30 protein-coding genes and 2 pseudogenes are annotated in these 25,708 nt (G+C 59.6%); 20 read left to right on the forward strand and 12 right to left on the reverse strand.

Annotated features, from left to right (window positions below; genetic code table 11):
* Window positions 1-19 precede the first annotated feature (19 nt).
* A complete protein-coding gene (gene ltnD / locus ACYZTW_RS20205; RefSeq protein WP_462001495.1) occupies window positions 20-925 on the reverse strand; it encodes an L-threonate dehydrogenase in 906 nt (301 codons plus the stop codon).
* Window positions 926-1,229: 304 nt separating this feature from the next.
* On the opposite strand from ltnD, the gene ACYZTW_RS20210 reads away from it, so the two are divergent.
* The 7 genes from ACYZTW_RS20210 (at window position 1,230) to ACYZTW_RS20240 (ending at window position 6,628) form a co-directional block, all read left to right on the forward strand.
* Entirely contained in the window at window positions 1,230-1,820 is a 591-nt protein-coding gene (locus ACYZTW_RS20210) for an amino acid synthesis family protein (RefSeq protein WP_462001496.1), read from the forward strand.
* Window positions 1,821-1,863: 43 nt separating this feature from the next.
* The gene (locus tag ACYZTW_RS20215; RefSeq protein ID WP_462001497.1) at window positions 1,864-2,697 is read left to right on the forward strand and encodes an alpha/beta fold hydrolase; all 834 of its coding nucleotides are present in this window, start codon (window positions 1,864-1,866) and stop codon (window positions 2,695-2,697) included.
* Complete coding sequence (locus ACYZTW_RS20220; RefSeq protein ID WP_462001498.1) at window positions 2,694-4,175, forward strand: aldehyde dehydrogenase; 1,482 nt, start codon at window positions 2,694-2,696, stop codon at window positions 4,173-4,175. The genes ACYZTW_RS20215 and ACYZTW_RS20220 overlap by 4 nt, the downstream gene beginning before the upstream one ends.
* A 12-nt stretch (window positions 4,176-4,187) precedes the next feature.
* Entirely contained in the window at window positions 4,188-4,673 is a 486-nt protein-coding gene (locus tag ACYZTW_RS20225) for a flavin reductase family protein (RefSeq protein ID WP_033057760.1), read from the forward strand.
* A 146-nt stretch (window positions 4,674-4,819) separates the two neighbouring features.
* On the forward strand, window positions 4,820-5,221 hold the full coding sequence (locus ACYZTW_RS20230; protein WP_462001499.1) for a carboxymuconolactone decarboxylase family protein: 402 nt from the start codon (window positions 4,820-4,822) through the stop codon (window positions 5,219-5,221).
* 88 nt (window positions 5,222-5,309) lie between these two features.
* Window positions 5,310-6,062: a GntR family transcriptional regulator gene (locus tag ACYZTW_RS20235; RefSeq protein WP_462001500.1), complete on the forward strand. Its 753-nt coding sequence runs from the start codon at window positions 5,310-5,312 to the stop codon at window positions 6,060-6,062.
* A gap of 2 nt (window positions 6,063-6,064) precedes the next feature.
* Window positions 6,065-6,628, forward strand: a complete 564-nt coding sequence (locus ACYZTW_RS20240) for an NUDIX hydrolase (RefSeq protein WP_019690464.1) — start codon at window positions 6,065-6,067, stop codon at window positions 6,626-6,628.
* Window positions 6,629-6,746: 118 nt separating this feature from the next.
* On the opposite strand, the gene ACYZTW_RS20245 is transcribed toward ACYZTW_RS20240, so the two are convergent.
* Window positions 6,747-7,043: a DUF1330 domain-containing protein gene (locus ACYZTW_RS20245; protein ID WP_462001501.1), complete on the reverse strand. Its 297-nt coding sequence runs from the start codon at window positions 7,041-7,043 to the stop codon at window positions 6,747-6,749.
* 71 nt (window positions 7,044-7,114) lie between these two features.
* Between ACYZTW_RS20245 and ribBA the strand changes: the two genes are divergently transcribed.
* The 5 genes from ribBA to ACYZTW_RS20270 all read left to right on the forward strand — a co-directional run bounded on the left by ribBA (window position 7,115) and on the right by ACYZTW_RS20270 (window position 12,566).
* A complete protein-coding gene (gene ribBA, locus ACYZTW_RS20250) occupies window positions 7,115-8,224 on the forward strand; it encodes a bifunctional 3,4-dihydroxy-2-butanone-4-phosphate synthase/GTP cyclohydrolase II (protein WP_462001502.1) in 1,110 nt (369 codons plus the stop codon).
* Window positions 8,225-8,612: 388 nt separating this feature from the next.
* Window positions 8,613-9,638, forward strand: a complete 1,026-nt coding sequence (locus tag ACYZTW_RS20255) for an ABC transporter substrate-binding protein (RefSeq protein WP_129443529.1) — start codon at window positions 8,613-8,615, stop codon at window positions 9,636-9,638.
* Window positions 9,635-10,579: an ABC transporter permease gene (locus ACYZTW_RS20260; protein ID WP_462001503.1), complete on the forward strand. Its 945-nt coding sequence runs from the start codon at window positions 9,635-9,637 to the stop codon at window positions 10,577-10,579. The genes ACYZTW_RS20255 and ACYZTW_RS20260 overlap by 4 nt, the downstream gene beginning before the upstream one ends.
* 6 nt (window positions 10,580-10,585) lie before the next feature.
* Window positions 10,586-11,395 carry an ABC transporter permease gene (locus ACYZTW_RS20265; protein WP_462001504.1) on the forward strand — a complete coding sequence of 270 codons (810 nt, stop codon included), beginning with the start codon at window positions 10,586-10,588 and terminating at the stop codon, window positions 11,393-11,395.
* A gap of 16 nt (window positions 11,396-11,411) precedes the next feature.
* Window positions 11,412-12,566: an ABC transporter ATP-binding protein gene (locus tag ACYZTW_RS20270; RefSeq protein ID WP_462001505.1), complete on the forward strand. Its 1,155-nt coding sequence runs from the start codon at window positions 11,412-11,414 to the stop codon at window positions 12,564-12,566.
* Window positions 12,567-13,256: 690 nt separating this feature from the next.
* Here the strand turns inward: ACYZTW_RS20270 and ACYZTW_RS20275 are convergent.
* Window positions 13,257-14,663, reverse strand: a complete 1,407-nt coding sequence (locus ACYZTW_RS20275) for a purine-cytosine permease family protein (RefSeq protein WP_462001506.1) — start codon at window positions 14,661-14,663, stop codon at window positions 13,257-13,259.
* 325 nt (window positions 14,664-14,988) lie between these two features.
* Between ACYZTW_RS20275 and ACYZTW_RS20280 the strand changes: the two genes are divergently transcribed.
* The 4 genes from ACYZTW_RS20280 (at window position 14,989) to ACYZTW_RS20295 (ending at window position 17,476) form a co-directional block, all read left to right on the forward strand.
* Window positions 14,989-15,474 (forward strand): flavin reductase family protein, encoded by a 486-nt coding sequence (locus tag ACYZTW_RS20280; RefSeq protein WP_462001507.1) that lies wholly within the window; start codon window positions 14,989-14,991, stop codon window positions 15,472-15,474.
* Between the two features lie 111 nt (window positions 15,475-15,585).
* The gene (locus ACYZTW_RS20285) at window positions 15,586-16,629 is read left to right on the forward strand and encodes an LLM class flavin-dependent oxidoreductase (RefSeq protein ID WP_462001508.1); all 1,044 of its coding nucleotides are present in this window, start codon (window positions 15,586-15,588) and stop codon (window positions 16,627-16,629) included.
* A 62-nt stretch (window positions 16,630-16,691) separates the two neighbouring features.
* Entirely contained in the window at window positions 16,692-16,844 is a 153-nt protein-coding gene (locus ACYZTW_RS20290) for a hypothetical protein (RefSeq protein ID WP_462001509.1), read from the forward strand.
* A 92-nt stretch (window positions 16,845-16,936) separates the two neighbouring features.
* Window positions 16,937-17,476, forward strand: coding sequence for an isochorismatase family protein (locus tag ACYZTW_RS20295; protein ID WP_462001510.1), 540 nt, complete (start codon window positions 16,937-16,939; stop codon window positions 17,474-17,476).
* A 217-nt stretch (window positions 17,477-17,693) separates the two neighbouring features.
* Here ACYZTW_RS20295 and ACYZTW_RS20300 read toward each other — a convergent pair whose 3' ends face one another.
* The 4 genes and pseudogenes from ACYZTW_RS20300 to ACYZTW_RS20315 all read right to left on the reverse strand — a co-directional run.
* The gene (locus tag ACYZTW_RS20300) at window positions 17,694-19,040 is read right to left on the reverse strand and encodes a glutamine synthetase family protein (RefSeq protein ID WP_462001511.1); all 1,347 of its coding nucleotides are present in this window, start codon (window positions 19,038-19,040) and stop codon (window positions 17,694-17,696) included.
* A 24-nt stretch (window positions 19,041-19,064) separates the two neighbouring features.
* Window positions 19,065-19,619, reverse strand: coding sequence for a helix-turn-helix domain-containing protein (locus ACYZTW_RS20305; protein ID WP_140682294.1), 555 nt, complete (start codon window positions 19,617-19,619; stop codon window positions 19,065-19,067).
* Between the two features lie 25 nt (window positions 19,620-19,644).
* A complete protein-coding gene (locus ACYZTW_RS20310) occupies window positions 19,645-20,934 on the reverse strand; it encodes an NAD(P)/FAD-dependent oxidoreductase (RefSeq protein ID WP_462001512.1) in 1,290 nt (429 codons plus the stop codon).
* A 160-nt stretch (window positions 20,935-21,094) separates the two neighbouring features.
* Window positions 21,095-21,202 (reverse strand): annotated as a pseudogene (locus ACYZTW_RS20315) (hypothetical protein); the annotation flags it as partial.
* 4 nt (window positions 21,203-21,206) lie between these two features.
* Between ACYZTW_RS20315 and ACYZTW_RS20320 the strand changes: the two are divergent.
* A pseudogene (locus tag ACYZTW_RS20320) lies at window positions 21,207-21,452 on the forward strand (RrF2 family transcriptional regulator); the annotation flags it as partial.
* A gap of 3 nt (window positions 21,453-21,455) precedes the next feature.
* On the opposite strand, the gene ACYZTW_RS20325 reads toward ACYZTW_RS20320, so the two are convergent.
* Complete coding sequence (locus ACYZTW_RS20325) at window positions 21,456-21,791, reverse strand: hypothetical protein (protein ID WP_462001513.1); 336 nt, start codon at window positions 21,789-21,791, stop codon at window positions 21,456-21,458.
* Window positions 21,792-21,861: 70 nt separating this feature from the next.
* Window positions 21,862-22,080: a hypothetical protein gene (locus ACYZTW_RS20330; RefSeq protein WP_140682288.1), complete on the reverse strand. Its 219-nt coding sequence runs from the start codon at window positions 22,078-22,080 to the stop codon at window positions 21,862-21,864.
* Between the two features lie 170 nt (window positions 22,081-22,250).
* On the opposite strand from ACYZTW_RS20330, the gene ACYZTW_RS20335 reads away from it, so the two are divergent.
* Window positions 22,251-22,490, forward strand: a complete 240-nt coding sequence (locus ACYZTW_RS20335) for a hypothetical protein (protein WP_462001514.1) — start codon at window positions 22,251-22,253, stop codon at window positions 22,488-22,490.
* A gap of 13 nt (window positions 22,491-22,503) precedes the next feature.
* Window positions 22,504-22,857 carry an osmotically-inducible lipoprotein OsmE gene (osmE, locus tag ACYZTW_RS20340; protein WP_462001515.1) on the forward strand — a complete coding sequence of 118 codons (354 nt, stop codon included), beginning with the start codon at window positions 22,504-22,506 and terminating at the stop codon, window positions 22,855-22,857.
* A gap of 58 nt (window positions 22,858-22,915) precedes the next feature.
* Here osmE and ACYZTW_RS20345 read toward each other — a convergent pair whose 3' ends face one another.
* A complete protein-coding gene (locus ACYZTW_RS20345; protein ID WP_462001516.1) occupies window positions 22,916-23,119 on the reverse strand; it encodes a DUF2188 domain-containing protein in 204 nt (67 codons plus the stop codon).
* A 211-nt stretch (window positions 23,120-23,330) separates the two neighbouring features.
* On the opposite strand from ACYZTW_RS20345, the gene ACYZTW_RS20350 reads away from it, so the two are divergent.
* Complete coding sequence (locus tag ACYZTW_RS20350) at window positions 23,331-23,693, forward strand: NUDIX hydrolase (protein ID WP_462001517.1); 363 nt, start codon at window positions 23,331-23,333, stop codon at window positions 23,691-23,693.
* Between the two features lie 5 nt (window positions 23,694-23,698).
* On the opposite strand, the gene ACYZTW_RS20355 is transcribed toward ACYZTW_RS20350, so the two are convergent.
* Together ACYZTW_RS20355 and benC are read right to left on the reverse strand one after the other, a co-directional pair.
* The gene (locus ACYZTW_RS20355; RefSeq protein ID WP_462001518.1) at window positions 23,699-24,472 is read right to left on the reverse strand and encodes a 1,6-dihydroxycyclohexa-2,4-diene-1-carboxylate dehydrogenase; all 774 of its coding nucleotides are present in this window, start codon (window positions 24,470-24,472) and stop codon (window positions 23,699-23,701) included.
* Window positions 24,473-24,684: 212 nt separating this feature from the next.
* Window positions 24,685-25,698 (reverse strand): benzoate 1,2-dioxygenase electron transfer component BenC, encoded by a 1,014-nt coding sequence (gene benC, locus ACYZTW_RS20360; RefSeq protein WP_129443492.1) that lies wholly within the window; start codon window positions 25,696-25,698, stop codon window positions 24,685-24,687.
* Between the last annotated feature and the right edge of the window lie 10 nt (window positions 25,699-25,708).

Genomic DNA, 25,708 nt, shown 5'->3' on the forward strand with positions numbered 1-25,708 from the left:
CCTCAAACGGGCTCGGGCTTCAAACGGACTGGGGCTTGGCAGTCGGCAATTCGATGCCCGGGAAAATCTTGATCACCGCCGAGTCGTCCTCACGACCGAAGCCGGCACTGGACGCCTGCATGAACATCTGGTGAGCGGTGGCCGACAGCGGCAACGGGAATTTGCTGGCTCGGGCGGTATCCAGCACCAGGCCCAGGTCCTTGACGAAAATATCCACCGCGGACAACGGTGTGTAGTCAGCCTTGAGAATGTGCGGTACGCGGTTTTCGAACATCCAGGAATTACCGGCGCTGTGGGTGATCACCTCATACAACGCATCAGCATCGACCCCTTCACGCAGGCCCAGCGCCATGGCTTCGGCAGAAGCGGCGATATGTACGCCGGCGAGCAGCTGATTGATGATTTTGACCTTCGAACCCAGGCCATGGACGTCACCCAGGCGATACACCTTGCCGGCCATGCCCGCAAGAATCGCTTCGGCTTTGGCATAAGCATCAGCCGGGCCCGACGTCATCATGGTCATCTCGCCGGCGGCGGCCTTGGCAGCGCCACCGGAGATCGGTGCGTCCAGATACAGCAGGCCTTGCTCGGCCAGACGCTGACCCAGGTCCACGGCGTAGGTCGGGGCCACGGTGGCGCAGCCGATCAGCAGACTGCCAGGACGCAACGCGGCCACGGCCCCCTCCTCGCCAAACAATACGGTTTCCGTCTGCTCGGCATTCACCACGACCGTGATGATCACGTCGCACTCGGCGGCCATGTGTGCGGGCGAAGCGCACGCCACGCCGCCCTCGCTGGCGAACTGTTCCGTCACCGCCGCCCGCACATCACAGGCATGCACATTGAAACCGCCGCGCAACAGCGAGCGGGCAATGCCCAGGCCCATCGCGCCCAGACCGACTACACCGACATTCTTGTTATTCATGGGGTACTCCAGAGGAAAGCAACGGCGTCTTTAACGCCAGCAAAGGCGCGTAAAGGTTGAGCAGATAATCCCCCAGTGATCAGAAAATGTGAAGTTATTTTTTAAAATAACATTTTTTAACATCAGCCTTGAATTGCAGCTCGGTTGCATTGACTCGACGGCGTCATTGCCATGTAAAAGCAGCCCTGTGAATTCCCCCCTTTTTATCGCCTTCCGACCAGTAACTCATATCAGGGACTTGTGCTTCAGGTATTATGGTATACCATCAGACGCACAGACACTCTTACCCTACACGGAGCAGCTCATGAGTTTCGAAATCCGCAAGATCGTCAGCTATGTCGAAGAAACCTTTATCGAAGGCGGCAAGGCCACGGATAAGCCAGTGACCATGGTCGGTCTGGCCGTCGTGATGAAAAACCCTTGGCTGGGTCGCGGCTTTGTCGAAGACCTGAAACCGGAAATTCGTGCCAACTGCTCCGACCTCGGTGCGCTGATGGTCGAGCGTCTGGTCGGCATCATCGGCGGTGCAGAGAAGATCGAGGCTTACGGCAAGGCCGCTGTGGTGGGCGCCGACGGTGAAATCGAACACGCCTCCGCCGTCATCCACACCCTGCGCTTTGGCAACCATTACCGCGAAGCGGTGAAAGCCAAGAGCTACCTGAGCTTTACCAACAAGCGCGGCGGCCCGGGCACCTCGATCCAGGTCCCGATGATGCACAAGGACGACGAAGGCCTGCGTTCGCACTACATCACCCTGGAAATGCAAATCGAAGATGCACCGCGTGCCGACGAAATCGTGGTGGTGCTGGGTTGCGCCGATGGCGGCCGCCTGCACCCACGCATCGGCAACCGCTACATCGATCTCGAAGAGCTGGCCGCTGAAAACGCCCAGTAATCAAGGTCGGTAAGAACAACAAAAAGGCATGCAGGAGCGCTCCATGATTCGGCTCACCGCTGAACTCACCCCGGCTGGCACCAGTTACCTGGCGACCGGCCAAGGCCAGCCCGTGGTTTTGATCCACGGCGTGGGCCTGAACAAAGAAATGTGGGGCGGCCAGGTCGTTGGTCTGGCCACGAAGTACCGCGTGATTGCCTACGACATGCTCGGCCACGGCGCCAGCCCGCGCCCGGAAAGCGGCACGCCCCTGCTCGGCTATGCCGACCAGTTGCTTGAGCTGCTCGATCACCTGCAAGTGCCTCAGGCGACGGTGATCGGTTTTTCCATGGGCGGGCTGGTGGCCCGGGCATTTGCCTTGCATTACCCGCAACGCCTGCAAGGCCTGGTGGTACTCAACAGCGTGTTCAATCGCAGCCCCGAACAGCGTGCCGGCGTTATCGCCCGCACCGCTCAAGCGGCCGAGCACGGACCGGATGCCAACGCCGAAGCCGCCCTGTCGCGCTGGTTCAGCCGCGAATATCAGGCGGCTAACCCGGCGCAGATCGCGGCCTTGCGCCAAACCCTGGCAGACAATGACCCACAGGGTTACCTGACCACCTATGAGCTGTTCGCGACCCAGGATATGTACCGCGCTGACGATTTGGCCAGCATTCAGGTTCCGACGCTGATCGCCACCGGTGAACTGGACCCGGGTTCGACACCGGAAATGGCCGAGCAATTGGCCGCACGCATTCCCGGCGCGACAGTTGCCGTGCTCGCCGAGCAGCGGCATATGATGCCCGTAGAATCACCGCGCCTGGTCAACCAGCTGTTGCTGGAGTTTCTCGACACGGCGAACTCCCGACAAAACCAAATAAAGGGGATCGTTGCATGACACTCGCACGCTTCCAGATGTGCATCGGCGGTGAATGGGTCGATGCCCTGTCCGGCAAAACTTTTGAAAGCCTGAACCCGGCGCTTGCCCAAGCCTGGGCCGAATTGCCCGATGCCGACGAAGCCGACGTTGAGCGCGCTGTACAAGCGGCGCAGACGGCCTTCGACAGCCCGGCCTGGCGCGGCTTGACCGCCACCGCCCGCGGCAAACTGTTGCGGCGCCTGGGCGATCTGATCGCTGAAAACAAGGAGCACCTGGCGCAGCTGGAAAGCCGTGACAACGGCAAGCTGATCCGCGAAACCCGTGGGCAGGTCAGCTACTTGCCGGAGTTCTTCCACTACACCGCGGGCCTGGCCGACAAACTCGAAGGCGGCACCCTGCCCCTCGACAAGCCGGACCTGTTTGCCTACACCGTGCACGAAGCCATGGGCGTGGTCGCGGCGATCATTCCGTGGAACAGCCCTCTTTATCTGACCGCGATCAAACTCGCCCCGGCCTTGGCGGCGGGCAACACCATCGTGATCAAACCGTCGGAACACGCTTCGGCGACCATTCTCGAACTGGCGCGTCTGGCGCTGGAAGCCGGCATCCCGCCGGGCGTGGTCAACGTCGTTACCGGCTACGGCCCAAGCACTGGCGCGGCCCTGACCCGCCATCCGCTGATCCGCAAAATCGCCTTTACCGGCGGCGCTGCAACGGCACGGCACGTGGTGCGCAGCAGCGCCGAGAACTTCGCCAAGCTGTCGCTGGAACTGGGCGGCAAATCGCCCAATATCATTTTCGCCGACGCCGACCTCGACAGCGCGATCAATGGCGCGATTGCCGGGATCTACGCGGCCTCCGGGCAGAGCTGCGTCTCCGGCTCGCGATTGTTGGTGCAGGACGAAATCTACGATGAGTTCGTCGATCGTTTGGTCGAACGCGCCAAACGCATCCGCATCGGCAACCCGCAGGAAGACAGCAGCGAAATGGGCCCCATGGCCACTGCGCAACAACTGGCCGTGGTCGAAGGCCTGGTCGCCGATGCCATCGCCGAAGGTGCGCGCCTGCGCCTGGGCGGCAAGCGTCCGCAGAATCTGGGCGAAGGCTGGTTTTATGAGCCGACCTTGTTCGAGTGCGACCGCAACTCGATGAAGATCATGCAGGAAGAAGTGTTCGGTCCGGTGGCCTCGGTCATTCGCTTTAAGGATGAAGCCGAAGCGCTGGCGATTGCCAACGACTCGCAGTTCGGCCTCGCCGCTGGCATCTGGACCCGCGATCTAGGCAGGGCTCATCGCCTGGCCCGGGACGTGCGCTCCGGGATCATCTGGGTCAACACCTACCGCGCCGTGTCGGCCATGGCGCCGATCGGCGGCTTCAAGAACAGCGGCTATGGACGCGAAAGCGGCATCGATTCGGTGCTGGCCTACACCGAGCTGAAAACGGTGTGGATCAACCTTTCCCAGGCGCCAATGCCTGATCCGTTTGTGATGCGCTAGGAGATTGACGAAATGATCGAACCCGGCATTTACAAAGACGTCATGAGCTCGTTCCCTTCCGGGGTCACGGTGGTCACCACCCTGGACCCGGACGGCGGCATCGTCGGCATTACCGCCAGCGCGTTCAGTGCGCTGTCGATCGACCCGGCACTGGTGCTGTTCTGCCCCAACTATGCCTCTGACACGTACCCGATCCTGCGCGACAGCAAGCAGTTCGCGATTCACTTGCTGTCGGCCGACCAAACCGCCGAAGCCTATGCGTTTGCCGGTAAAGGCAAGGACAAGGCCAACGGCATCGACTGGCACTTGAGTGCGCTGGGCAATCCGCTGCTGGGCAACGCCACGGCGATCATCGAGTGCGAACTGTGGCGCGAATACGACGGCGGTGACCACGCGATCATCGTCGGCGCGGTGAAGAACCTGATACTGCCCGAGCAACCGGTGACGCCGATGATCTACCACAAAGGCAAGCTGGGTCCTTTGCCCGCCCTAGCCTGACTGGACTACTCAAAAAACCTGTGGGAGCGAGCCTGCTCGCGAATGCGGTCGCACACTCAACAATGATGCTGGCTGACACACCGCTTTCGTCGGAACGCCGCCCGGAGCAGGCTCGCTCCCACAAGGATTGCAGTCGGAGCATAGTGATGAGCAATGAAAAGTACGAAAAAGGCCTGAAAATCCGCACCCAGGTGCTGGGCGAAGCCTACGTGAAACGCTCCATCGAGAACGCCGACGACTTCACCCGGCCGCTGCAGGAAATGGTCACCGAGTACTGCTGGGGCCATGTCTGGGGCCGTGAGGGTTTATCGCTTAAAGAACGCAGCATGATAAACTTGGCCATGATTTCGGCCCTCAATCGGCCTCACGAACTCAAGCTGCATGTACGCGGTGCCTTGCGTAACGGACTGACTCGTGAACAAATACGCGAAATTCTGCTTCAGGTCGGTATTTATTGCGGTGTCCCCGCTGCCGTAGACAGTTTCCGGCTCGCCCGTGAAGCGTTCGCCGAAGCCGAAGCCGATGCCGATGCCGAGGCCTCCAGTTAACCCTTGGCTGTTTGATCTGACCGAGCACGGAGATTCTTGCGATCGAAGTGCTCTTTTTGCATGGACAGCCACATTCAGAGCGGACCCCATGAAACGCCTGCCACTCGACGACAGCTTCAAGGTCAATCGCAATCCCGTTACCCTGCGCGAAATCGTGCTGGATAAACTGCGAAGCGCCATCATGAACTTCCAGCTCCTGCCGGGAGACCGTCTGGTCGAGCGCGATCTGTGCGATCGCCTGGGCGTCAGCCGCACGTCCGTACGCGAAGCCTTGCGTCACCTGGAATCCGAAGGCCTGGTGGAATTCGCCGACGCCAAGGGCCCACGGGTCGCGATCATCACCCTGGCCGATGCCGGCGATATCTACGAGCTGCGTTGCGTGCTCGAAGGCCTGATCGTCCAGTTGTTCACCCTGCGCGCCAAGGCCAAGGATATCAAGGCCCTGGAAAAAGCCCTCGAGGAAAACCGCAAAGCCCTCAAGGACGGCGAGCTGCAACAGGTCATCGATTCGGTTCAGGGCTTCTACGATGTGCTGCTCGAAGGCTCCGGCAACCATGTTGCGGCGCTGCAATTGCGTCAGTTGCAGGCGCGAATCAGCTACTTGCGGGCGACGTCGGTGTCCCAGGAAAACCGTCGCGGCGCCAGTAATCAGGAAATGGAGCTGATTGTCGAAGCGATCAAGAGCGGCGATCCCCTCGCCGCCCACCAGGCTTGCGTCAACCACGTGCGCGCCGCCGCGGCAGTCGCCCTGGAATACCTCAAGCGCAAGCAGGAAGAGACCGGGGCGATCCCGCAGATCACCCTGCCGATCGCGCTTAAAGAACCGCGCATAGGTCGCTAAACATGTTCAGCCCGAGCTTTTGTCCAAAGTGCGGCGGCAATGACCTCAGGTCTCAGCTGCCGCCGGGCGATACGCACGAGCGCCTGATGTGCCGCGGTTGCGGCTACATCCATTACGTCAATCCGAAGATCATTGCCGGCTGCATCATCGAGCAGGACGGCAAGTATTTGCTGTGTCAGCGCGCCATTCCGCCGCGTCCTGGTACCTGGACGTTGCCGGCAGGCTTCATGGAAGGCGGCGAGACCACCGAGCAGGCTGCGCTGCGCGAAGTCTGGGAAGAGAGCGGCGTGCGTGCGGAAATTCTCTCGCCCTACTCGATCTTCAGCGTGCCGAAGATCAGCGAGGTGTACATCATCTTCCGCGCCATCGCCCTGGAGATCACCGGCCAGTACGGGCCGGAAACACTCGACTACAAATTCTTCGCACCCGAGGACATTCCTTGGGACAGTATCTACTACCCGGCGATCCGGCAGATCCTCGAACGCTATATCGAGGAGCGCCAGGCCGGGGTGTATGGTATTTACATCGGCAACGACGATACCGGCAAGATCCACTTCATTCGCTAGCGATTGGTTTGTGTCCTGCGCCGTGCTTTGCAGGAGCAAGGCTTGCCCGCGATGGCGTCCTTCAAATCGCCATCGTCGGAACGCCGCCCGGAGCTTTGCTCCTACAGGTGTTCCACCTTCACATCGGCGCCACGCCCTCGACAATGATGATCTGAGCCCGAGCCACGCCCTCGCGGTGCCGTTTCGCCTCCTGATATTCCTCCGACTTGTAGCAGGCCAGCGCCTGTTCGTACGAGTCGAACTCAATCACCACGTTGCGCTGCGGCGTGGGCCCGCCTTCCAGCGCTTCGCTGCGCCCGCCCCGGGCCAACATCCGCCCGCCATACAACGCGAAAGCCGCCGGTGCCCGTTGGGTGTATTGGCTGTATTGATCGGGGTCGGTGACATCGACATGAGCAATCCAGTACGCCTTCATAGTGACCTCTTGGTTTATTTTGTATTATGGTATACCACAAAGTATTTCCATCAAACACTGAGAATCCCAGCATGGCCTTCAACAGCATCGAAGAAATCATCGAAGACTATCGACAAGGCAAGATGGTGCTCCTGGTCGATGACGAGGACCGTGAAAACGAAGGCGACCTGCTGCTGGCCGCCGATTGCTGCACGGCCGAGGCCATCAGCTTCATGGCCCGGGAAGCGCGCGGTCTGATCTGCCTGACCTTGACCGACGACCACTGCCAACGCCTCGGGCTGGAACAAATGGTGCCGAGCAATGGCAGCGTGTTCAGCACCGCGTTCACTGTGTCCATCGAGGCCGCCGTCGGCGTGACCACTGGCATCTCCGCCGCCGACCGGGCGCGTACCGTGGCAGCCGCCGTCGCCGTTAATGCCGGGCCCGCCGACCTCGTGCAACCCGGTCACATTTTCCCGCTGCGCGCCAAGGAAGGCGGCGTACTGACCCGCGCCGGTCACACCGAAGCTGGATGCGACCTGGCACGCCTGGCCGGCTTCACCCCGGCCTCGGTGATCGTCGAAGTGATGAACGATGACGGCACCATGGCCCGCCGACCGGACCTGGAAGTGTTCGCGCGCCAGCACGGGATCAAGATCGGCACCATCGCCGACCTGATCCACTACCGCCTCAGCACTGAACACACCGTGGTGCGTATCGGTGAACGTGAATTGCCCACGGTGCATGGCACCTTCCGCCTGATCACCTTTGAAGACCGCATCGAAGGCGGTGTCCACATGGCAATGGTCATGGGCAAATTGCACCGGGACGAACCAATGCTGGTGCGCGTGCATGTGATCGATCCGCTGCGCGATCTGGTGGGTGCCGAATACAGCGGCCCGTCCAACTGGACGTTGTGGGCGGCGTTGCAACGAGTGGCCGAGGAAGGTCGTGGCGTGGTGGTGGTGCTCGCCAATCATGAGTCGTCGCAAGCGCTGCTTGAGCGCGTGCCGCAGCTGACCCAGCCGCCACGGCAGTTCAGCCGTTCGCAGTCACGGATCTATTCGGAAGTCGGCACCGGGGCGCAGATTCTGCAGGATCTTGGCGTGGGCAAACTGCGTCATCTTGGTCCTCCGCTGAAATACGCCGGTTTGACCGGTTACAACCTGGAAGTGGTGGAGAGCATCCCTTTCACTCAGTGATCCCGAGGCGTTCCCCTTTGGTGAGGGGCTTTTGTGGCGAGGGAGCTTGCTCCCGCTGGGCTGCGAAGCGGCCCCTCTCTCTACCTGAAAAGAAGGGGACAACTGCGCAGTCCAGCGGGAGCAAGCTCCCTCGCCACAGATATGTGTTCAGCCAGATAGAAAAAAGCGCTTTTGGCTGATAGCCGGTAAGGCAAAGTGCTTGCACAAAGTTTGGAATACCATAATATGATATTCCATAGACCGAACGACTCAGCCAAGTGCGCCCGCCAGGGAAAGCACTAATAACAGCCCTTGGCACGGTCGCCTTTAGAGGCCGGATGGACCTACTGCTCCCGATAGGCGGGCATTACCAAGCCCGCTCAAAAACACAACAAATGAGGGCGTGAAAATGGTGTTGAACAAACGTGCAACCGCTGTACTGTTCGCGGGTTTACTGGCCACGGCCAGTCACGTGGCAATGGCGGCTGAAAGCGTCAACTTCGTCAGCTGGGGCGGTAGCACCCAGGATGCGCAGAAGCAGGCCTGGGCCGATCCGTTCAGCAAGGCCAGCGGCATCACCGTGGTCCAGGATGGCCCCACCGACTACGGCAAACTCAAAGCCATGGTCGAAAGCGGCAATGTGCAGTGGGACGTGGTCGACGTCGAAGCGGACTTCGCCCTGCGCGCCGCCGCCGAAGGCTTGCTCGAACCCCTCGATTTCTCAGTCATCCAGCGCGATAAAATCGACCCGCGGTTTGTCTCCGATCACGGCGTCGGCTCGTTCTTCTTCTCCTTCGTCCTCGGCTACAACGAAGGCAAGCTCGGCGCCAGCAAACCTCAGGACTGGTCCGCACTGTTTGACACCAAGACCTATCCCGGCAAACGCGCCCTCTACAAATGGCCAAGCCCTGGCGTGCTGGAACTGGCGCTGCTGGCCGATGGCGTAGCCGCCGACAAGCTCTACCCGCTGGACCTGGATCGCGCCTTCAAGAAACTCGACACCATCAAGAAAGACATCGTCTGGTGGGGCGGCGGTGCCCAGTCGCAACAGTTGCTGGCCTCTGGCGAAGCCAGCATGGGGCAGTTCTGGAACGGCCGGATCCACGCCCTGCAAGAAGACGGCGCACCGGTGGGCGTGAGCTGGAAACAGAACCTGGTCATGGCCGACATTCTGGTCGTGCCCAAAGGGACAAAAAACAAGGCCGCGGCCATGAAATTCCTGGCCAACGCCAGCAGTGCCAAAGGACAAGCTGACTTCTCCAACCTGACCGCCTATGCGCCGGTCAACGTTGACAGCGTGGCGCGCCTGGATTCGGTGCTGGCCCCTAACCTGCCGACTGCCTACGCTAAGGATCAGATCACTCTTGATTTCGCGTACTGGGCCAAAAACGGTCCGGCCATCGCGACACGGTGGAACGAATGGCTGGTCAAATGAAAATGACGGCAACCGCGTCCCGCCAACCCACGCAGATCGGGAGCGCCACTGGCGCTACCGGCTCGGCACTCGGCAAGGCGGCTGCGATGAACCAATCCCCTTCCATGGCACAGCGCTGGCGTGGCGCAAGCAACTTGATCCCCGCCCTGCTGTTCCTCGGCCTGTTTTTTCTGGCGCCGCTGATTGGGCTGTTGCTGCGTGGCGTGCTGGAGCCGGTACCGGGGCTGGGCAACTACGAGCAGTTGTTCGCGAACTCGGCGTATGCACGGGTCTTGCTCAACACCTTCTCGGTGGCCGGGCTGGTGACATTGTTCAGCCTGCTGCTCGGCTTTCCATTGGCCTGGGCCATCACCCTGGTGCCCCGTGGCTGGGGTCGCTGGATCCTCAACATCGTGTTGCTGTCGATGTGGACCAGCCTCCTCGCCCGGACCTATTCCTGGCTGGTGTTGCTGCAAGCCTCCGGGGTGATCAACAAGGCGCTGATGGCGATGGGCATCATCGATCAACCGCTGGAAATGGTGCATAACCTCACCGGCGTGGTGATCGGCATGAGCTATATCATGATCCCGTTCATCGTGCTGCCGCTGCAGGCGACCATGCAGGCCATCGACCCGATGATCCTGCAGGCCGGCTCGATCTGCGGCGCGAGCCCCTGGACCAACTTCTTCCGGGTGTTCCTGCCGCTCTGCCGGCCGGGGTTGTTCTCCGGTGGCCTGATGGTGTTCGTGATGTCGCTGGGGTACTACGTCACCCCGGCGCTGCTGGGTGGTGCGCAGAACATGATGCTGCCCGAGTTCATCATTCAGCAGGTGCAGTCGTTCCTCAACTGGGGCCTGGCCAGCGCCGGCGCCGCGTTGCTGATCGTCATTACGCTGGTGTTGTTCTACTTCTACCTGAAGCTTCAGCCGGAATCCCCGGTTGGCGCCAGCAACGCGAGGTAAGCCGTCATGCTCCTGACCCCCAATGCCATGAGCCGACGCATGCGCTTCGGCCTGTACTTCACGACCGGATTGATCGCGTTGTTCCTGTTACTGCCGATCGTATTCATCGTGCTGCTGTCCTTCGGTTCCTCCCAGTGGCTGGTGTTCCCGCCGCCGGGCTGGACGCTGAAATGGTACGGCCAGTTCTTCTCCAACGCCGACTGGATGAATGCGGCAGTGGCCAGCCTCAAAGTCGCGGTGCTGACCACGTTCTTCGCCGTAGCGCTCGGCCTGCCGACCGCTTTTGCACTGGTGCGTGGACGCTTCCCGGGCAGGGAGATGCTTTACGGTCTGTTCACCCTGCCGATGATCGTGCCGCTGGTGATCATCGCGGTGGCGGTGTACGCGCTGTTCCTGAAACTGGGCTACACCGGGACGATGTTCGCCTTCGTGGTCAGTCACGTGATTGTTGCGTTGCCGTTCACCATCATCTCGATCATCAACTCGCTGAAGCTGTTTGATCAGTCCATCGAAGATGCCGCAGTGATCTGTGGCGCCTCGCGCCTGCAGGCGGTGCTCAAGGTGACCTTTCCGGCGATTCGTCCGGGCATGGTGGCCGGCGCGCTGTTTGCGTTTCTGGTGTCCTGGGATGAAGTGGTGCTGAGCGTGATGATGGCCAGCCCGACCCTGCAAACCCTTCCCGTGAAAATGTGGACCACCCTGCGCCAGGACCTGACGCCCGTGATCGCCGTCGCCTCGACGCTGCTGATCGGCCTCTCGGTACTGGTCATGGTGATCGCCGCCGCCCTTCGCCGGCGCAATGAAATCAGCGCCTGAGCGCCAGGAGTACGACATGAGTGCAGTGATCAAAGATTCCGCGCATCAGAACGACCAACCGTTGGTGAGCTTGCGCAACCTGAACAAGTACTACGGTGACTTTGCCGCCGTGGACGACATCTCGCTGGACATCAAGGACGGTGAGTTCCTCACGTTCCTCGGCTCCAGCGGCTCGGGTAAAAGTACAACGCTGTCGATGCTCGCCGGCTTCGAAACCCCAAGCAGCGGCGAGATCCTGGTCAATGGCCAATCGCTGGTCAACGTGCCGCCGCACAAGCGCGACATCGGCATGGTGTTCCAGCGTTATTCGCTATTCCCACACTTGTCGGTACGCGACAACATCGCGTTCCCGCTGGCCATTCGCAAACTGGCCACCGCCGAACGCGAGCGCCGGGTCGATGCCATGCTCAAACTGGTGCAACTGGAACAGTTCGCCCATCGCCGCCCTTCGCAACTGTCTGGCGGCCAGCAGCAACGTGTGGCGATTGCTCGGGCGCTGGTTTATGAACCACGCATTCTGCTGATGGACGAACCCCTCGGTGCGCTGGACAAGAAGCTGCGTGAAGACTTGCAGGATGAGCTGCGCCAGCTGCATCGGCGCCTGGGCATCACCATTGTTTACGTGACCCACGACCAGGAAGAAGCCATGCGTCTGTCCCAGCGCATCGCGATTTTCAGCCACGGCAAAATTGTCGGTTTGGGCAGTGGTTTTGACCTGTACCAGAATCCGCCGAATGCGTTTGTCGCTTCATTTCTCGGCAACTCCAACTTCCTCAAGCTCAAGGCTCAGGGCAATGCGGTCGCTACGTTTGAAGGGCAATCGTTGTCGATTCGACTGACCGCAGGATTGCAAACCGGTCAGGATGTGCTGCTGATGGTGCGCCCCGAAAAGGCTTTGGCATTGAGCGTTGAGCAAGCGGCTCAGGAACCGCTGGCGGCAGGCTGGAATGAAGTCTCGGCGATTGTTGGTGAGGTGCTATTCCTCGGTGAAAGCCAGACCTGCACCGTGATGACTTCGGGCGGTACCTCAATGACCGTCAAGGCGCTCTCCGCCGCCGGCATGCCGCTGAAGACTGGCGACCCGGTGCGCGTACGCTGGGCCACTGCGGATGCTTGCGTGTATACCGAATGGGCTGAGAGTGATCTGAACAAGGCTGCTGGGGCTCATTGATCCCCCGTCGGCCCATGCCAGTGGGCCGTGATTTATCTGTCACCCTCGGGTCGCCGCAACGTCGGGTTGTGGCGGCCTTTTTTTTGCTTTTTGGGTTGGGGGCATATCCATTGTTTTGGTAACGGCGGCTGGCGGTTTCGCTTTTACAGCGAGTCAGTTGGAAAAGCCCCAAGTAACCAAGGGCTCTTGCCCCTGACGTTCGGCCTCTGGGAAAGGGTCAACAGATCAAAATCAAAAGCCAAAGCAACGGCAAGATCAACAGCTTCGCGAGCAAGCCCGCTCCCACATTAAGCAGATCGGCGCACATCTTTTGCTTCTCACCACTCAACAGGCCGAGCGTTAGCTCGCCTGCAGCTTTTGATCTTGATGCACCGCCCTCTCGAGAGGCCGAGTGGAGGTTCTGCGCAGTGGGCAACCCGGCATGGATGCCGGGTTAGCCGCCCCCGGCCATGGATGGCCGATGGCGGCGGGCCCACGGAGCAGGACCGGAGCGAGGGCATGCCGAGCCTAGGCGAGGCACCGAACGTCAGGGGCAAGAGCCCTTGGTTACTTGGGGCTTTTCCAAGTGACCCGCCGTAAGGGCGGAACCCTAAGCCGCCGTTACCGAAGAAACGGATATACACACCACCTCCCGCAAATAAAAATGCCCGGCAGAAGCCGGGCATTCCAGACGCGAACTCAAGTCGGGCGCTAGTTTGTGTAACCCAGTTTCGCTGCCTCACTCTCTTGCGCCTGCCCACGTGTAGCGAGGCAGTAATACAACGGACAAGTCACCACCAACCCCACCAGCCACGACAGATCAGCCCCGTCCACCAGATTGGCATACGGCCCGACATACAACGACGTATTGGCAAACGGCAGTTGCACGATAATCCCGATGAAATACGCAACGATCGCATGCAGATTAAAACGCCCATAAATCCCGCCATCCGCACGGAAGATCGAGGCAATGTCATAACTGCCACGCTTGATCAGGTAGAAATCGATGAGGTTGATCGACGCCCAAGGCACCAACACCAGCAACAGCGCCAGAATCAGCCCGATGAACTGCGAGATGAAATCCGCCGAAGCGCCCAATGCGACAAAACAGCACCCCGCCAGCACGACACTCGACAACACCACGCGCACTTTGATGCTCGGCGTCCACTGGCTGGCGAAGGTCTGGATCGAGGTGATGATCGACAGCACCGCGCCATACAGATTCAAGGCGTTGTGGCTGATGATGTTGAGCAGAAACAGCACCATCAAAATCGGTCCCAGCCAACCGGTGGACTGTTTCACCGCGGCCATCGCCTCAGTGCCTTCCGGTGTGGCCAGCACCGCCACTGCGCCGAAGGTGAACGACAGAATGGTGCCCAGGGTCGCGCCCAGATACGTGGCGAAAAACGGACGGGTAATCCCGATATCCGCCGGCAGGTAACGCGAGTAGTCCGACACATAAGGCGAGAAGCTGATCTGCCAGATGATCCCCAACGACACCGTTGCCAGCCAGCCCGACAGGTTAAAACCGCCGCGAGTGAAGAAGTCCGCCGGCAGGTCATGGGCGAAGATGTAAAGGAAACCGGCCAGCAAGGCACTGCCCATGACCCAGGTCCCGATGCGATTGAGGGTGTGAATGAAGCGGTAACCGATCACCCCGATCGCGGTGGCGCTCAAGGCGCCGATGAGGATGCTCGCCGGCACCGGTACCGAAGGCACGATGCCGACGATCGACTTGCCGGCCAACACGATGTTGGAGATGAAAAAGCCGACGTAGATGATCGCCGCAAAGAACACGATCAGCAGCGCACCATAACGGCCGAACTGGCCGCGGCTCTGCACCATCTGCGGAATCCCCATGCGCGGACCTTGCGCCGACGCCAGGGCAATCACCAGGCCGCCGACCATATGCCCAAGAGCGATTGCCAACAGCCCCCAGAACAGATCGAGGTGGAACACTTGAACCACCATGGCGCCAGTCACGATCGGTAGCGGCGCAATGTTGGTACTGAACCATAAAGTGAAAAGGTCGCGGGCCTTCCCGTGGCGTTCCGCGAGTGGGACGTAATCGACCGTGTGATTCTCGATCAGGGGGTCTTGCCGGGACATCTGGGACATGTGCATGAACTCTAGTTTGTCTGATCTTATAGTTGTACGAAGCCAAACCGGGGGAGCTCTTTGGCCGCCCCTCAGATGCCGGCCATATTATGGTATTCCATCTTTTTAACAAGACTGATCCGGTCTTTTAGCGCCCATCTGCCCCGTAATCCTGGTGCCTCAGCGCCCGCAAAGACTGGCTAAAAGCCCCGTAAACATTGACTTAAAGACCGAAGGCGTACGTTTATCGGTCAGAAAAAAAAGCCCTTGCAAACTATGTATTACGGTATACCATCAGACCTATAAACACATAAAAACCCGCACTACACCGCCAGAGGACCGTCCCATGATCGATGCCACCATCTACAAACAAGTGATGGGTTCGTTTCCTTCCGGGGTGACTGTGATTACCACGCTGGATGACGATGGTCACATCGTCGGCCTGACCGCCAGCGCCTTCAGCTCGCTGTCCATGGACCCGGCCCTGGTGCTGTTCTGCCCCAACTACAGCTCCGATTCCTATCCGGTACTGATCAAGAACAAACGCTTTGCCATTCACGTCCTGTCCGGCGGCCAGCAGAGCGAAGCCTATGCCTTCGCGCGCAAAGGCAAAGACAAAGCGCAAGGCATCGAATGGACCTTGAGCGAACGGGGCAACCCGATTCTGGCCAACGCCACGGCCGTGATCGAATGCGAGCTGTGGCGCGAATACGAAGGAGGCGACCACGCGATCATGGTCGGCGCGGTGAAAAACCTGATCGTGCCCCCGCAGAACGCCGGGCCACTGGTGTATTGCCACGGCAAAATGGGCGCCCTGCCCGTGTTCGCCTGATTCGACAATACTCAGAGATAGTTTGCGCACATTGCGAATGTCGAGACTCCAATAATCAGCCAGCCGACTCCCGATCGACAGGCCAACAACAAAAGATCCGAGGTAAGCGTCATGAAGTTTTCCCTGTTCGTGCACATGGAACGTTGGGACGAAAGCGTCAGCCACCGTCAGCTGTTCGAAGACTTGACCGAACTGACCCTGATGGCCGAAGCCGGTGGTTTCAGCACCGTCTGGATCGGCGAACACCACGCCATGGAATACACCATCTCGCCGAGCCCGATGCCGCTGCTGGCCTACCTGGCCGCCAAAACCACCACCATTCACCTCGGCGCCGGCACCATCATCGCGCCGTTCTGGCACCCATTGCGGGTCGCCGGCGAATGCGCACTGCTGGACGTGATCAGTAACGGTCGCATGGAAGTCGGTCTGGCCCGTGGCGCCTATCAGGTGGAGTTCGACCGCATGGCCGGCGGCATGCCCGCGTCCTCCGGCGGTCAAGCGCTGCGCGAAATGGTTCCGGTGGTGCGCGCCCTGTGGCAAGGCGATTACGCCCACGATGGCGATATCTGGAAATTCCCGACCTCCACCAGCGTGCCGAAGCCGATCCAGAAGCCCAATCCGCCAATGTGGATCGCCGCCCGCGACCCGGACTCGCACAACTTCGCCGTGGCCAACGGCTGCAACGTCATGGTCACGCCGCTGATGAAGGGCGACGAAGAAGTCCTCGACCTGAAGAACAAGTTTCAGACCGCGCTGGATAACAACCCGGACGTACCACGCCCGCAATTGATGGTGCTGCGTCACACCCACGTCCACGCGGCGGATGACCCGGAAGGCTGGAAAGTCGGGGCCAAGGCGATCTCGAAGTTCTATCGCACCTTCGATGCCTGGTTCGGCAACAAGGAAGTGCCGGTCAACGGCTTCCTGGCACCGAGCCCGGAAGAGAAGTTCGCCGAGCGTCCGGAGTTCAAACTGGAGAGCCTGCACAAGACCGCTATGATCGGCACCCCGGAAGAAATCATCCCGCGCATCAAGTACTACCAGGAACTGGGCGTCGACGAGTTCAGCTTCTGGTGCGATAACAGCCTGCCCCACGCGGAGAAGAAAAAATCCCTGGAGCTGTTTATCAAACACGTGGTGCCAGCGTTTCGCTGAGTCCGCTGCCCTGCCCCTCGGACGCGAAGCCGGGGGCTGACTGACGTGTAGGGTCGATTCCAATGATCAATGATCGCCGCCCATCACTCGCCCTTCCCTCCGGAGCCGAGCAGGCTTACCTGCGCGGCGAATGGACCGCTTCGCATCTCCATTTCAAGCGCCTGCGCGCCAGCGTTACCGCCAAGCAGAACGGCTTCTGGCAACTAATTCACTGAGCCCACCCGAACTGGAATTCACGCACCCCACGTCTCGTCATCTCGAGGCGTGCCCGGTGCATTGTGCTTCGGCCCATGATCAGGTTTGCTCAATGAACAATAAAAACGCGCTGTTGATCATCGACATGCAGCAGGAGGACGGTTTCGTCCTGGAAAACCTCGACACGGTGGTAGCCCATACCGCCGCCCTGCTCGAGACCGTCCGCCGTCAGCGGGTGCCTGTTATCTATACCCGTCACATCAATCAGGCCGACGGCAGTGATTTGCCACTCATCGGTAAAACTCAACTATCGAAAATGCTTGCCGATAGTCCGGACAATGCCCCATCGTCTGGGGATCCTGGAGTGTGTAGCAGCGGGTTAAAGCTGATGAAAGATATCTATCTACTGATCGAACACGGCATCGATCAGGGCGAAGTGTATGTACTGGGCTATTTCGATGATGAACGCAAGGCTAAGGAAGTTGCCGAGGAGAAGGAGTGGGAGGCGTATCGCGCCAGCTTGAAAGCCGAGCATGTATGGTCCAGCCACAAGCCGTTGGCCCCAGATAAAACAACTTATCGGCGTTTCTGGATCAAAGCGGTTTCCAGGTTTGAGCGCGTGCCTGTTCCGAGATCCTCGGCGGTCCACTGAAATTGAGCTAGTGCCGAAATTCAGGCAAAAAAAATCCCAGGCAGCTGATGGACGCCTGGGACTCAAAATGCATAAACCGTGGTGGTGAACGCGGGGCGAATATTACTTAATATTTCTGCCTGTAACAAGATATTTTGATTCACCATCCAGTTACTAAAACGTCTAACTCATTAAATATCCACACATTTTTTATGGTCGAACGTCGACAAGGCCTGATTTAGAGGTACCAGCGATACTCCCGCGCACTGATGTCCTGCAGGAATGCCAAATGGTCCTGGCGCTTATTTTCGCAGTAGACATCCACAAACTCAGCCCCCAAACCCTCGCGCAGCTGCGCGTTGTTTTGCATCGAACGCACGGCCTCCAACATCTCCAGCGGGAAGTCGATTCCGCTACCACGATCTTCGTTGAGGGGTGCAATCGGTTCACGACCCACTTCCAGCCCTTGTTCCAGCCCTACCAGAATCGCCGCCAACACGAGATAAGGATTGGCATCCGCGCCCGCCAGGCGATGTTCGATGCGCAGATTTTTAGCGTCCGACTCCGGCACCCGCAGGCAGGCGTCACGATCTTCAAAGCCCCAACTGGCGCGCGTCGCGACATTCACCGTGCCGCTCAAGCGACGCATTGCGTTGTGATTCGGTGCAAAGATCGGCATGCAATGCGGCAACACTTTAAGGCAACCGGCCACCGCATGGCGCAGCGCCTGCTGATCGTTAGCCGCCAACAGGTTGGTTCCCGCTTCGTCGTAAAGGCTCACATGCACATGCATGCCGCTACCGGGGTGCTGCAAGTAAGGTTTGGCCATGAAGCTGGCGCGATGGTTGTGCTTGAGGGCCACGCCCCGTGTGCTGCGGCAGAACAGGGCCGCCCAGTCGGCCGCGCGCAGACCGTCGTCAAGGTGACCAAAATTGATCTCGAACTGGCCCGGGCCCAACTCCGCCGTGATCACCGTGGTATCGATGCCTTGTGCCCGCGCCGTCCCGACCATGTCATCGAGTACCAGTGAAAATCTCGACAGCCGTTCGATGTGCATATTCGGCTGATCATCGGCATCGTCCGTCAGTTGATCGCGAGGGAACTGTGGCAAGCCGTCACGTAATTGGCGATCGAACAGATAGAACTCCAGTTCGAAGGCCACCACGGGAAAAATCCCTTTTCGGCCGAGGCGCTCGAGCACCTGCGCCAACACTTCGCGCGGCTCGAAGACGATGGGCTTTTCAGTACCGCTAGAGGTAATCAGCATCTGCCCCAGCGGTTGTTTTTCCCAGCTCACGGGCTTGAGCGTACCGGGCACCAAGCGGCGCGGAGCATCCGGATCGCCATCGTTAAAACAGTAGTCACCGATTTTGAACAGACCGCCCTGCGTGCCCAGCAACACACAGTTTTGCGGCAGCTTGAGCGCGCTGCCTGCGGCGACCTTCTCGAGCATTTCTATCGGGTAGCGTTTACCGTAAAAATGCCCGGGGATGTCCAGGGAAATCAGGTCAACGTAACGCACCTGTGGGAAGCGCTGACGAAACGCGCGAACCTCAGCAACCAGATCAGAGCAGACAGCATCCATCGTTAGTGTTCCTTGTTGTTTTTATCAGGTGTAAACCCAAAGCACCCGGGTGAGCTGATCCGAGAGGTTGCCGTAGCGACAATGCGTATGACTGGCCAGCTGAAAACTGTCGCCGGTGCGCAATGTCACCGGTTTATCGTCATCCAGCCACAGCGTCAGTTCCCCCTCGAGGACATAGCCACCCTGCTCCGAGCTGTCATTCATGTGCCGATCACCGCTGCTGGCGCCGGGCTCCAGTTGGCTTTCAAGCATTGAAAAGGACGCCCTCATCTTCGGAGAGACGAGGATGTCGGTAATCCCGTCGGCGTAATACAGCGTGCGCCGCTCATCCGGGCGGGTCACCCAAGGCAATGCCATGGGCTTGGGCAGGCTGTAGAAATAGGTAGTCGGCACGCCGAGGGTTTCGCTGATGGCGGTCAAGTCCGCCACCGTGGGACGTGACAGCCCCCGCTCGACTTGCGAGAGAAAGCCGACTGAACGACCGATTTTGTCCGCCAGGTCTTTCAGCGTGTATTTTTTGTGTTTGCGCAGGTCCTGGATCAGGATTGCCAGCGCCGAGATTTCTTCTTGCATGTCCATCTAAAGGCTTCCAGAAGTTGATGCTTCAAAGGCTGTCGCGCAGCCGATACCAGGCTTTGCCTATGGCTTCCAGCGGGGCCGCCATGTATTTGCCACCGGGGAAACTGCCGTTGGTCAAGCCCTGGTACAACGCCAGCTCATCTGGCTGGCCAAGTATCGCGTCGGACACGGCACGCGCCCCGGCCAATGTCGGCAGCACGCCGTGCCCGGAGTAACCCTGTAGCCAGTAGAGATCGCCGCGTCGACCGATGTCAGGCGTGCGCTTGAGGGTCAGATCAATGTGTCCTCCCCAGGCAAAGTCCAGTTCGACGCCCTTGAGCTGGGGAAATACGCGCTCCAGATAGGGCCGTGTCGCGGCGGCGATGTCCTTCGGCATGCCGCCCAGGTAAGTGCAACCACCACCGAACAGCAGGCGGTTGTCCGGCGTGCGGCGGAAATAATCGAGAACAAACTGGTTGTCGGTGACGCACACATTGCCGGGTAGCAACGCGGTCGCCTGTTGCTCTGAAAGTGGCGCGGTGGCCACCTGATAAGTGCCTACCGGCAACACGCAACTCGACAGTTTCGGATCAAGCCGATCAAGGTAGGCGTTGCACGCCAGCACCAGCACGTCAGCGCGAATGCGACCGCGCTCAGTGGTGACCACGTAACGATCGCCTTCTTCGCGATAACTCAGTGCTTTGCTTTGTTCATGAATGCGTCCACCGGCCTGTTCAATCGCAGCGGACAGGCCGAGCGCCAGTTTCAGCGGATTCAAATGCCCGCCTTCGGGATCAAACAGGCCTGCCTGGTAGCGCTCACTGGCGACCCAATCAGGTAACGCCTCGCGCGAAATGAACTGCAAGCCATCGTGGCCCCACTTATGGCTGGCCTCGTGTTGCCAGTCTGTCAGCAGACTCACCCGACGCGGCATCACCGACGTCCAGAGGTGGCCGGGGCGATAGTCACAATCGAAACCATGGCGTGCGGGCAAGTCTCGCAACTCCCGTGCCGCCCAACGCATGCTGTCCCACAACCGGCGCGCTCGCTCATAACCCAGCGCCGCCTCCAACGGCGGCATGTCACACGACCAACCGAGAATGGCCTGACCCCCATTGCGCCCCGACGCGGCCCAGGCCACCCGACTGGCTTCCAGCAACGTCACGCGCTTGCCGGCCAGTGTCAAACGCAACGCCGTATGCAACCCACTGAAGCCAGCCCCAATGATCAACACCTCGGTGTCCTGCTCGCCTTCAAGAACAGCTCGATCCACCAAGCGATCCGCGCAGGTGTGGGCGTAATAGCTGGCGACGTGCTGGGTAGATTGCTGAAACATGCGGGCCTCGTGAATTTTTATACTTATATTTTCATGAAAAAGTACACGTTAAATTTCACAGCCGCAACCGTTCACGGCGCAAAAAAAAATCCCGCCCAAGAGAACCCGGGCGAGATTTTTTCTAAGCAGGCAGCGTTATCGAAGCAACACTGCCGACGTTTCAGGCGACAGGAATCATCGGATCCGCTGAAGCCAGCGCCGTGACACGGTCAGCCGCAGGTGGGTAGATCCACATCGTGTTGATCTGGGTCTTCAGCGCCTTGGCTTCCGCGCCGGCGTGGGCGCCGGCGGGTCACTGCTCGGTGCATGCCGCCATGATGACCGCGCAGAAACGTATGGAAGACGCCCTCGCCCAGCAGACCATTCTTGATCTCGCCAGAAAGGTCGGACGAAAAGCGCCGGCGCAATTCAATGCTCAAGTGGACAACTGGATGAACGATCGTCGGGAAAAGAAAATCAGTGCGAGCACTCAGGCAAGCGACGACCCGACCATCCAGGTGACCGACATCACCGGCTAAACCTTACAGACAATCACGCACGGCCTGACGCAACGCCCCTGATTTCGCCCAAGGCGGCCCCTGATAAAGCGATACGTGACTGCCATCCTTCGATTTCACGATATCCACGATCTCGTCGGCCGTGATGATGCTCGGCGCCGTGATCCTGTAGCCGTTGGAAATCGCCGATTGGGTGGTGCTGGGTATCTCTCGCTGCCACGCCGGCAGAACGCACGCGGCATAGTCTTTTGGCGTCTTGTTGCTGTACTTGCTGAGATTGGGCTCACCTGGCACCAAGGACGCGGGCAACGAACAGCCCGCCAGCAACGCCAACCCGACTCCCCCAATCAATTTGCGCATGACGCTTCCTTATCCCGAAAAAAGGAAATGTAGCGCGTCGCTGTGCAGACATCCATCCGTGGCACTGAACTCAGCAAGGAGCGTTGTGATCGCCGGGATCCGGATACGACCTCTCGTTCAGATAAGTCATCCATCTTTCGTACGCTTCATGCTGCCATTGAGTGACCCGCTCCCATTCCGGGCCGCTCAGCTGATGTGCAGAAATCAGTTTCATCATCTCCGTGGTCGCCGCATCCAGATCAACCATCAGCTCATGGGCATGAAATCTAAAGTCATCAGTAGTCGTCATTTGAGGTTGCCTCACCCTAGGGAAATATCACTACCTCACTACGACATCAGATCTACGGATTCGCGCTCATTTTCCCGACAAAAGGCTGCACCCACGGCCCAGACGAACAAAACGCCCTGACCTGTGAAATGGGACTAAAATTTCGTAGCGGGGATTGGCAGGAGGTCATCATGTGGCTTAACGAATCTGAAAACGAACTTCGGCGTAACCTGCAAGGTGTTGCGTCGGATTTGAGATGGTCAGCGGTAGAGCTTTTGCGCATCGCAGAGCAGCTACGCCTGGCCGGCAATGATGTGGATGCGCAAGCAACCCTAAAACTGTGCGAGTTATTTCAGGGAGATGAAGAACGGCTGAAGGGTTATGCCGAGGAAGTGAAAGCCAAGGTGATCACTCGAACGAAAGCTCATTAGCAGGAGCACTGCCATGCACAAGCCTCTATGCGCGCTGGTCGTTGTACTGGCAGCGTCGGGTGGCTGCAGCACCGAGTCGCGTGTCTATCGGGATCAGCCGTTGGTCGCGAAGGTCGAGGCCGGCATGAGCAAGGATCAAGTCCAGCAGATTGGCGGCCAGCCTTTATCCATAACGGGTCGCACCGTTGAGCCTGGCACGTGCTTTGACTACAAGCTCACGCAGGCCGGCCATCAGCAGACGTACAACGTCAGTTTCGATGGCGGGGGCAAGGTCGACCATACAAGCTTCATGACCTGCGCGGAATGGAGTCACGCGCAGCAAAAAGCCCGAGAGCCTTCCCGCAGCACCGGCGGCGGTGGTTATTAGCCCAAGACTTCAGCGCCTGGCAAAAGAAAAGCCCCGGCGGACCGGGGCTGAAAGTGCACTATTGATCTGACTTATGGCTGCGTGCAGGCCGACTCGCTTTGGCCTTGTAGCCAGGAAGAGAGGCCGCAAAAGCCAGTGCTTCCTCTCTGCTGCCAAAGGCTCCAAGCCGGTCACCTTTGGTGCACACCCGCCACGGGCCGTTGTTCACGCTGAGTACGTCATAACCGTTCATGTGCATTTTGGTCAGCATCGGAACGCTCATAGTCACCTCCATTTCGGCAGTGATGATCCTGGTTTCACCTAGATACCTTACACCCGACCCTCCAGGAAGTGCCGACCAGACGTCGCGCCAGAATGTCGGCATCCGGTTGCACTTTCAACCTCCACCATCACTCCAACCCTTGAGACAGACACCTCGGCTCGAATATTGCATTTTTATGACTATTTTGTGACTAACGGCAATCAGGTAACACATGAAAGTACGCGCGACCGTCATTTGCGAGCAGGACCGGCACATTCTCCTGGTGCGCAAGCCAAGGAGTCGCTGGACGCTGCCCGGCGGAAAGGTTGAGCGCGGTGAAACCATTGCTGAAGCCGCCACGCGAGAGCTTGAGGAGGAGACAGGGCTTGGGGTCGACGGGTTGCTGTACCTGATGGAGTTGCAAACGGGCAGCACCCGACACCATGTGTACGAAGCCTTTGTAGCGAACCCGGATGAAGCCCGCCCGCAAAACGAGATATTCGATTGCATCTGGTATCCACTGGACGCGGTACAGAACCTGGAGACAAGCGACGCCACGCTGAGAATCATCCAAGCGTTTCAGCGTCGCCTGTAAGCTGATCAGCCCTGGTCGCCGCCACCGACCGGCATGATCATGCCGGTGATATAGGACGCTTCGTCGCTGGCCAGAAACAGAATAGCGCTTGCCTGTTCATCCAGCGTGCCGTAGCGCTTCATCAGACTGCTGTCGAGCGTCTGGTCGACAATCTGCTGATACCAGACCTTCTCTTGCTCGCTCTGGTCGGCGCTGTTGCGCGCAATGACCCGCGGCGGTGCTTCGGTGCCACCGGGCGCGGTGGCATTGACCCGAATCCCGCGCCCGGCGGTTTCGAAGGCCAGGCAAGCGGTCAGCGCGTTGACTCCACCCTTCGCCGCACCGTACGGCACGCGATTGACACTGCGCGTGGCGATGGACGAAACGTTGACGATGGCGCCGCTCCCCTGTTCAAGCATGAACGGCAGCGCGGCATGACAGCACCACAGCGTCGGGAACAGCGAACGGCGCACTTCGGCCTCGATCTGCGACGCGTCGTAATGCTCAAAAGGCTTGGCCCAGATCGTCCCGCCCACATTATTGACCAGCACATCCAGACGCCCGAAACGCTCGACGGCGGTTTGCATTACGCGGCTGGATTCACTGTATTGCTCAAGATCGGCGGTCAGCGCCAGCACCTGGCTCACCGCCCCCAACTCCTTCTGCACCTCGAATACCAGCTCGGAGCGATCGACCAGGATCAACCGCGCACCTTCCGCCGCCATGCGTTCAGCAACGCGCCGACCGATGCCTTGGGCAGCGCCGGTGATCAGCGCGACTTTCTCTTTGAATCTGTTCATAAATACCTCGATGCGAAAATCAATTTCGCGGGGAACGGCTATCTGTAGCAGCTGCCGAGCCTGCGAGGCTGCGTTCGGCTGCGAAGCAGCCGTGAGATCAGTGCATGCGGTGCATCAGGAAGACCGTGCACTCAAGTATCACGGCTGCTTCGCTGCCGAACGCAGCCTCGCAGGCTCGGCAGCTGCTACAAAGACGGTGTCGTTGCTGATACTTACGCCGCGCTGGCGGCAAATTTCTCGTAGTAAAAGTTGGTCGGCGCGATGCCTTTTTCACGGATGAACTGACTGACGGCCTCGACCATCGGCGGCGGGCCGCACAGGTAGACATCGACGTCGCCTTCGTTCAAATGCTGCGGCTCGATGTGCTGGGTCACGTAGCCCTTGAGCGGGTGCTGACTGTCCGGGTTGGCGACGCAGGCACTGAAGCTGAAGTTCGGGATTCGCGCGGCGAAGGCTTCGAGTCGATCCATTTCCACCAGATCGAAATCGTTGGTCACGCCGTAGATCAAATGCAGCGGATGCTCACTGCCCTGTTCGGCGATTTTTTCCAGCATCGCCGTGAACGGTGCCAGCCCCGTACCGCCGGCCAGCAGCAACAACGGGCGGCGAATGTCGCGCAGGTAGAAACTGCCCAACGGCCCGGCCAGGCTCATGCTGTCGCCGGCCTTGGCCATGCCGGTGAGGAAGCTGCTCATCAAACCGCCGGGCACGTTGCGGATCAGGAAACTGACCTCGCCGTCCCGCTGCAACGAGCTGAACGAATACGCGCGGGTCTGCTCGCTGCCGGGAATCCCGAGGTTCACGTATTGCCCCGGCAGGAACGCCAGTTTGCTCAGGGCTTCGCCCTTGATCGACAGCGCGATGGTGCTGTCGGACAACTGGCGCACGGCGCTGATGGTGGCGTCATAGCTGGCCTGACGAGTACGGCAGACCTCTGAAGAAGTCGGCACGCGCACCACGCAATCGCTCTGGGCGCGCATCTGGCAGGTCAGGACGAAACCTTGCTCGGCCTCTTCCGCGCTGAGCGCGTCTTCGATGTACTCCTCGCCCAAATCATAACGGCCGGCCTCGGCGAAGCATTTGCAGGTACCGCAAGCGCCGTCGCGGCAATCCAGTGGAATGTTGATGCCTTGGCGATACGCGGCATCGGCCACGGTTTCGCCGGCATTGGCGTCGATGAACCGGGTGACGCCGTCTTCAAAATTGAATGCGATGGAATGAGTCATGACGGCTGCC

It is taken from the genome of Pseudomonas sp. LB3P25, assembly GCF_054897985.1.

Bases quoted from the DNA above. Each gene is read 5' to 3' on its own strand.
- ACYZTW_RS20240 (WP_019690464.1), top strand. From the start codon at position 6,065: ATGTTCAGCCCGAGCTTTTGTCCAAAGTGCGGCGGCAATGACCTCAGG.
- ACYZTW_RS20350 (WP_462001517.1), top strand. From the start codon at position 23,331: ATGAAAGTACGCGCGACCGTCATTTGCGAGCAGGACCGGCACATTCTC.
- ACYZTW_RS20295 (WP_462001510.1), top strand. From the start codon at position 16,937: ATGAACAATAAAAACGCGCTGTTGATCATCGACATGCAGCAGGAGGAC.
- ACYZTW_RS20300 (WP_462001511.1), bottom strand. From the start codon at position 19,040: ATGGATGCTGTCTGCTCTGATCTGGTTGCTGAGGTTCGCGCGTTTCGT.
- ACYZTW_RS20215 (WP_462001497.1), top strand. From the start codon at position 1,864: ATGATTCGGCTCACCGCTGAACTCACCCCGGCTGGCACCAGTTACCTG.
- osmE (WP_462001515.1), top strand. From the start codon at position 22,504: ATGCACAAGCCTCTATGCGCGCTGGTCGTTGTACTGGCAGCGTCGGGT.
- ACYZTW_RS20325 (WP_462001513.1), bottom strand. From the start codon at position 21,791: ATGCGCAAATTGATTGGGGGAGTCGGGTTGGCGTTGCTGGCGGGCTGT.
- ACYZTW_RS20255 (WP_129443529.1), top strand. From the start codon at position 8,613: ATGGTGTTGAACAAACGTGCAACCGCTGTACTGTTCGCGGGTTTACTG.
- ACYZTW_RS20335 (WP_462001514.1), top strand. From the start codon at position 22,251: ATGTGGCTTAACGAATCTGAAAACGAACTTCGGCGTAACCTGCAAGGT.
- ltnD (WP_462001495.1), bottom strand. From the start codon at position 925: ATGAATAACAAGAATGTCGGTGTAGTCGGTCTGGGCGCGATGGGCCTG.
- ACYZTW_RS20285 (WP_462001508.1), top strand. From the start codon at position 15,586: ATGAAGTTTTCCCTGTTCGTGCACATGGAACGTTGGGACGAAAGCGTC.
- ACYZTW_RS20355 (WP_462001518.1), bottom strand. From the start codon at position 24,472: ATGAACAGATTCAAAGAGAAAGTCGCGCTGATCACCGGCGCTGCCCAA.
- ACYZTW_RS20270 (WP_462001505.1), top strand. From the start codon at position 11,412: ATGAGTGCAGTGATCAAAGATTCCGCGCATCAGAACGACCAACCGTTG.
- ACYZTW_RS20330 (WP_140682288.1), bottom strand. From the start codon at position 22,080: ATGACGACTACTGATGACTTTAGATTTCATGCCCATGAGCTGATGGTT.
- ACYZTW_RS20290 (WP_462001509.1), top strand. From the start codon at position 16,692: ATGATCAATGATCGCCGCCCATCACTCGCCCTTCCCTCCGGAGCCGAG.
- ACYZTW_RS20235 (WP_462001500.1), top strand. From the start codon at position 5,310: ATGAAACGCCTGCCACTCGACGACAGCTTCAAGGTCAATCGCAATCCC.
- ACYZTW_RS20280 (WP_462001507.1), top strand. From the start codon at position 14,989: ATGATCGATGCCACCATCTACAAACAAGTGATGGGTTCGTTTCCTTCC.
- ACYZTW_RS20225 (WP_033057760.1), top strand. From the start codon at position 4,188: ATGATCGAACCCGGCATTTACAAAGACGTCATGAGCTCGTTCCCTTCC.
- ACYZTW_RS20305 (WP_140682294.1), bottom strand. From the start codon at position 19,619: ATGGACATGCAAGAAGAAATCTCGGCGCTGGCAATCCTGATCCAGGAC.
- ACYZTW_RS20260 (WP_462001503.1), top strand. From the start codon at position 9,635: ATGAAAATGACGGCAACCGCGTCCCGCCAACCCACGCAGATCGGGAGC.
- ribBA (WP_462001502.1), top strand. From the start codon at position 7,115: ATGGCCTTCAACAGCATCGAAGAAATCATCGAAGACTATCGACAAGGC.
- ACYZTW_RS20245 (WP_462001501.1), bottom strand. From the start codon at position 7,043: ATGAAGGCGTACTGGATTGCTCATGTCGATGTCACCGACCCCGATCAA.
- ACYZTW_RS20275 (WP_462001506.1), bottom strand. From the start codon at position 14,663: ATGTCCCAGATGTCCCGGCAAGACCCCCTGATCGAGAATCACACGGTC.
- ACYZTW_RS20220 (WP_462001498.1), top strand. From the start codon at position 2,694: ATGACACTCGCACGCTTCCAGATGTGCATCGGCGGTGAATGGGTCGAT.
- ACYZTW_RS20210 (WP_462001496.1), top strand. From the start codon at position 1,230: ATGAGTTTCGAAATCCGCAAGATCGTCAGCTATGTCGAAGAAACCTTT.
- benC (WP_129443492.1), bottom strand. From the start codon at position 25,698: ATGACTCATTCCATCGCATTCAATTTTGAAGACGGCGTCACCCGGTTC.
- ACYZTW_RS20345 (WP_462001516.1), bottom strand. From the start codon at position 23,119: ATGAGCGTTCCGATGCTGACCAAAATGCACATGAACGGTTATGACGTA.
- ACYZTW_RS20310 (WP_462001512.1), bottom strand. From the start codon at position 20,934: ATGTTTCAGCAATCTACCCAGCACGTCGCCAGCTATTACGCCCACACC.
- ACYZTW_RS20265 (WP_462001504.1), top strand. From the start codon at position 10,586: ATGCTCCTGACCCCCAATGCCATGAGCCGACGCATGCGCTTCGGCCTG.
- ACYZTW_RS20230 (WP_462001499.1), top strand. From the start codon at position 4,820: ATGAGCAATGAAAAGTACGAAAAAGGCCTGAAAATCCGCACCCAGGTG.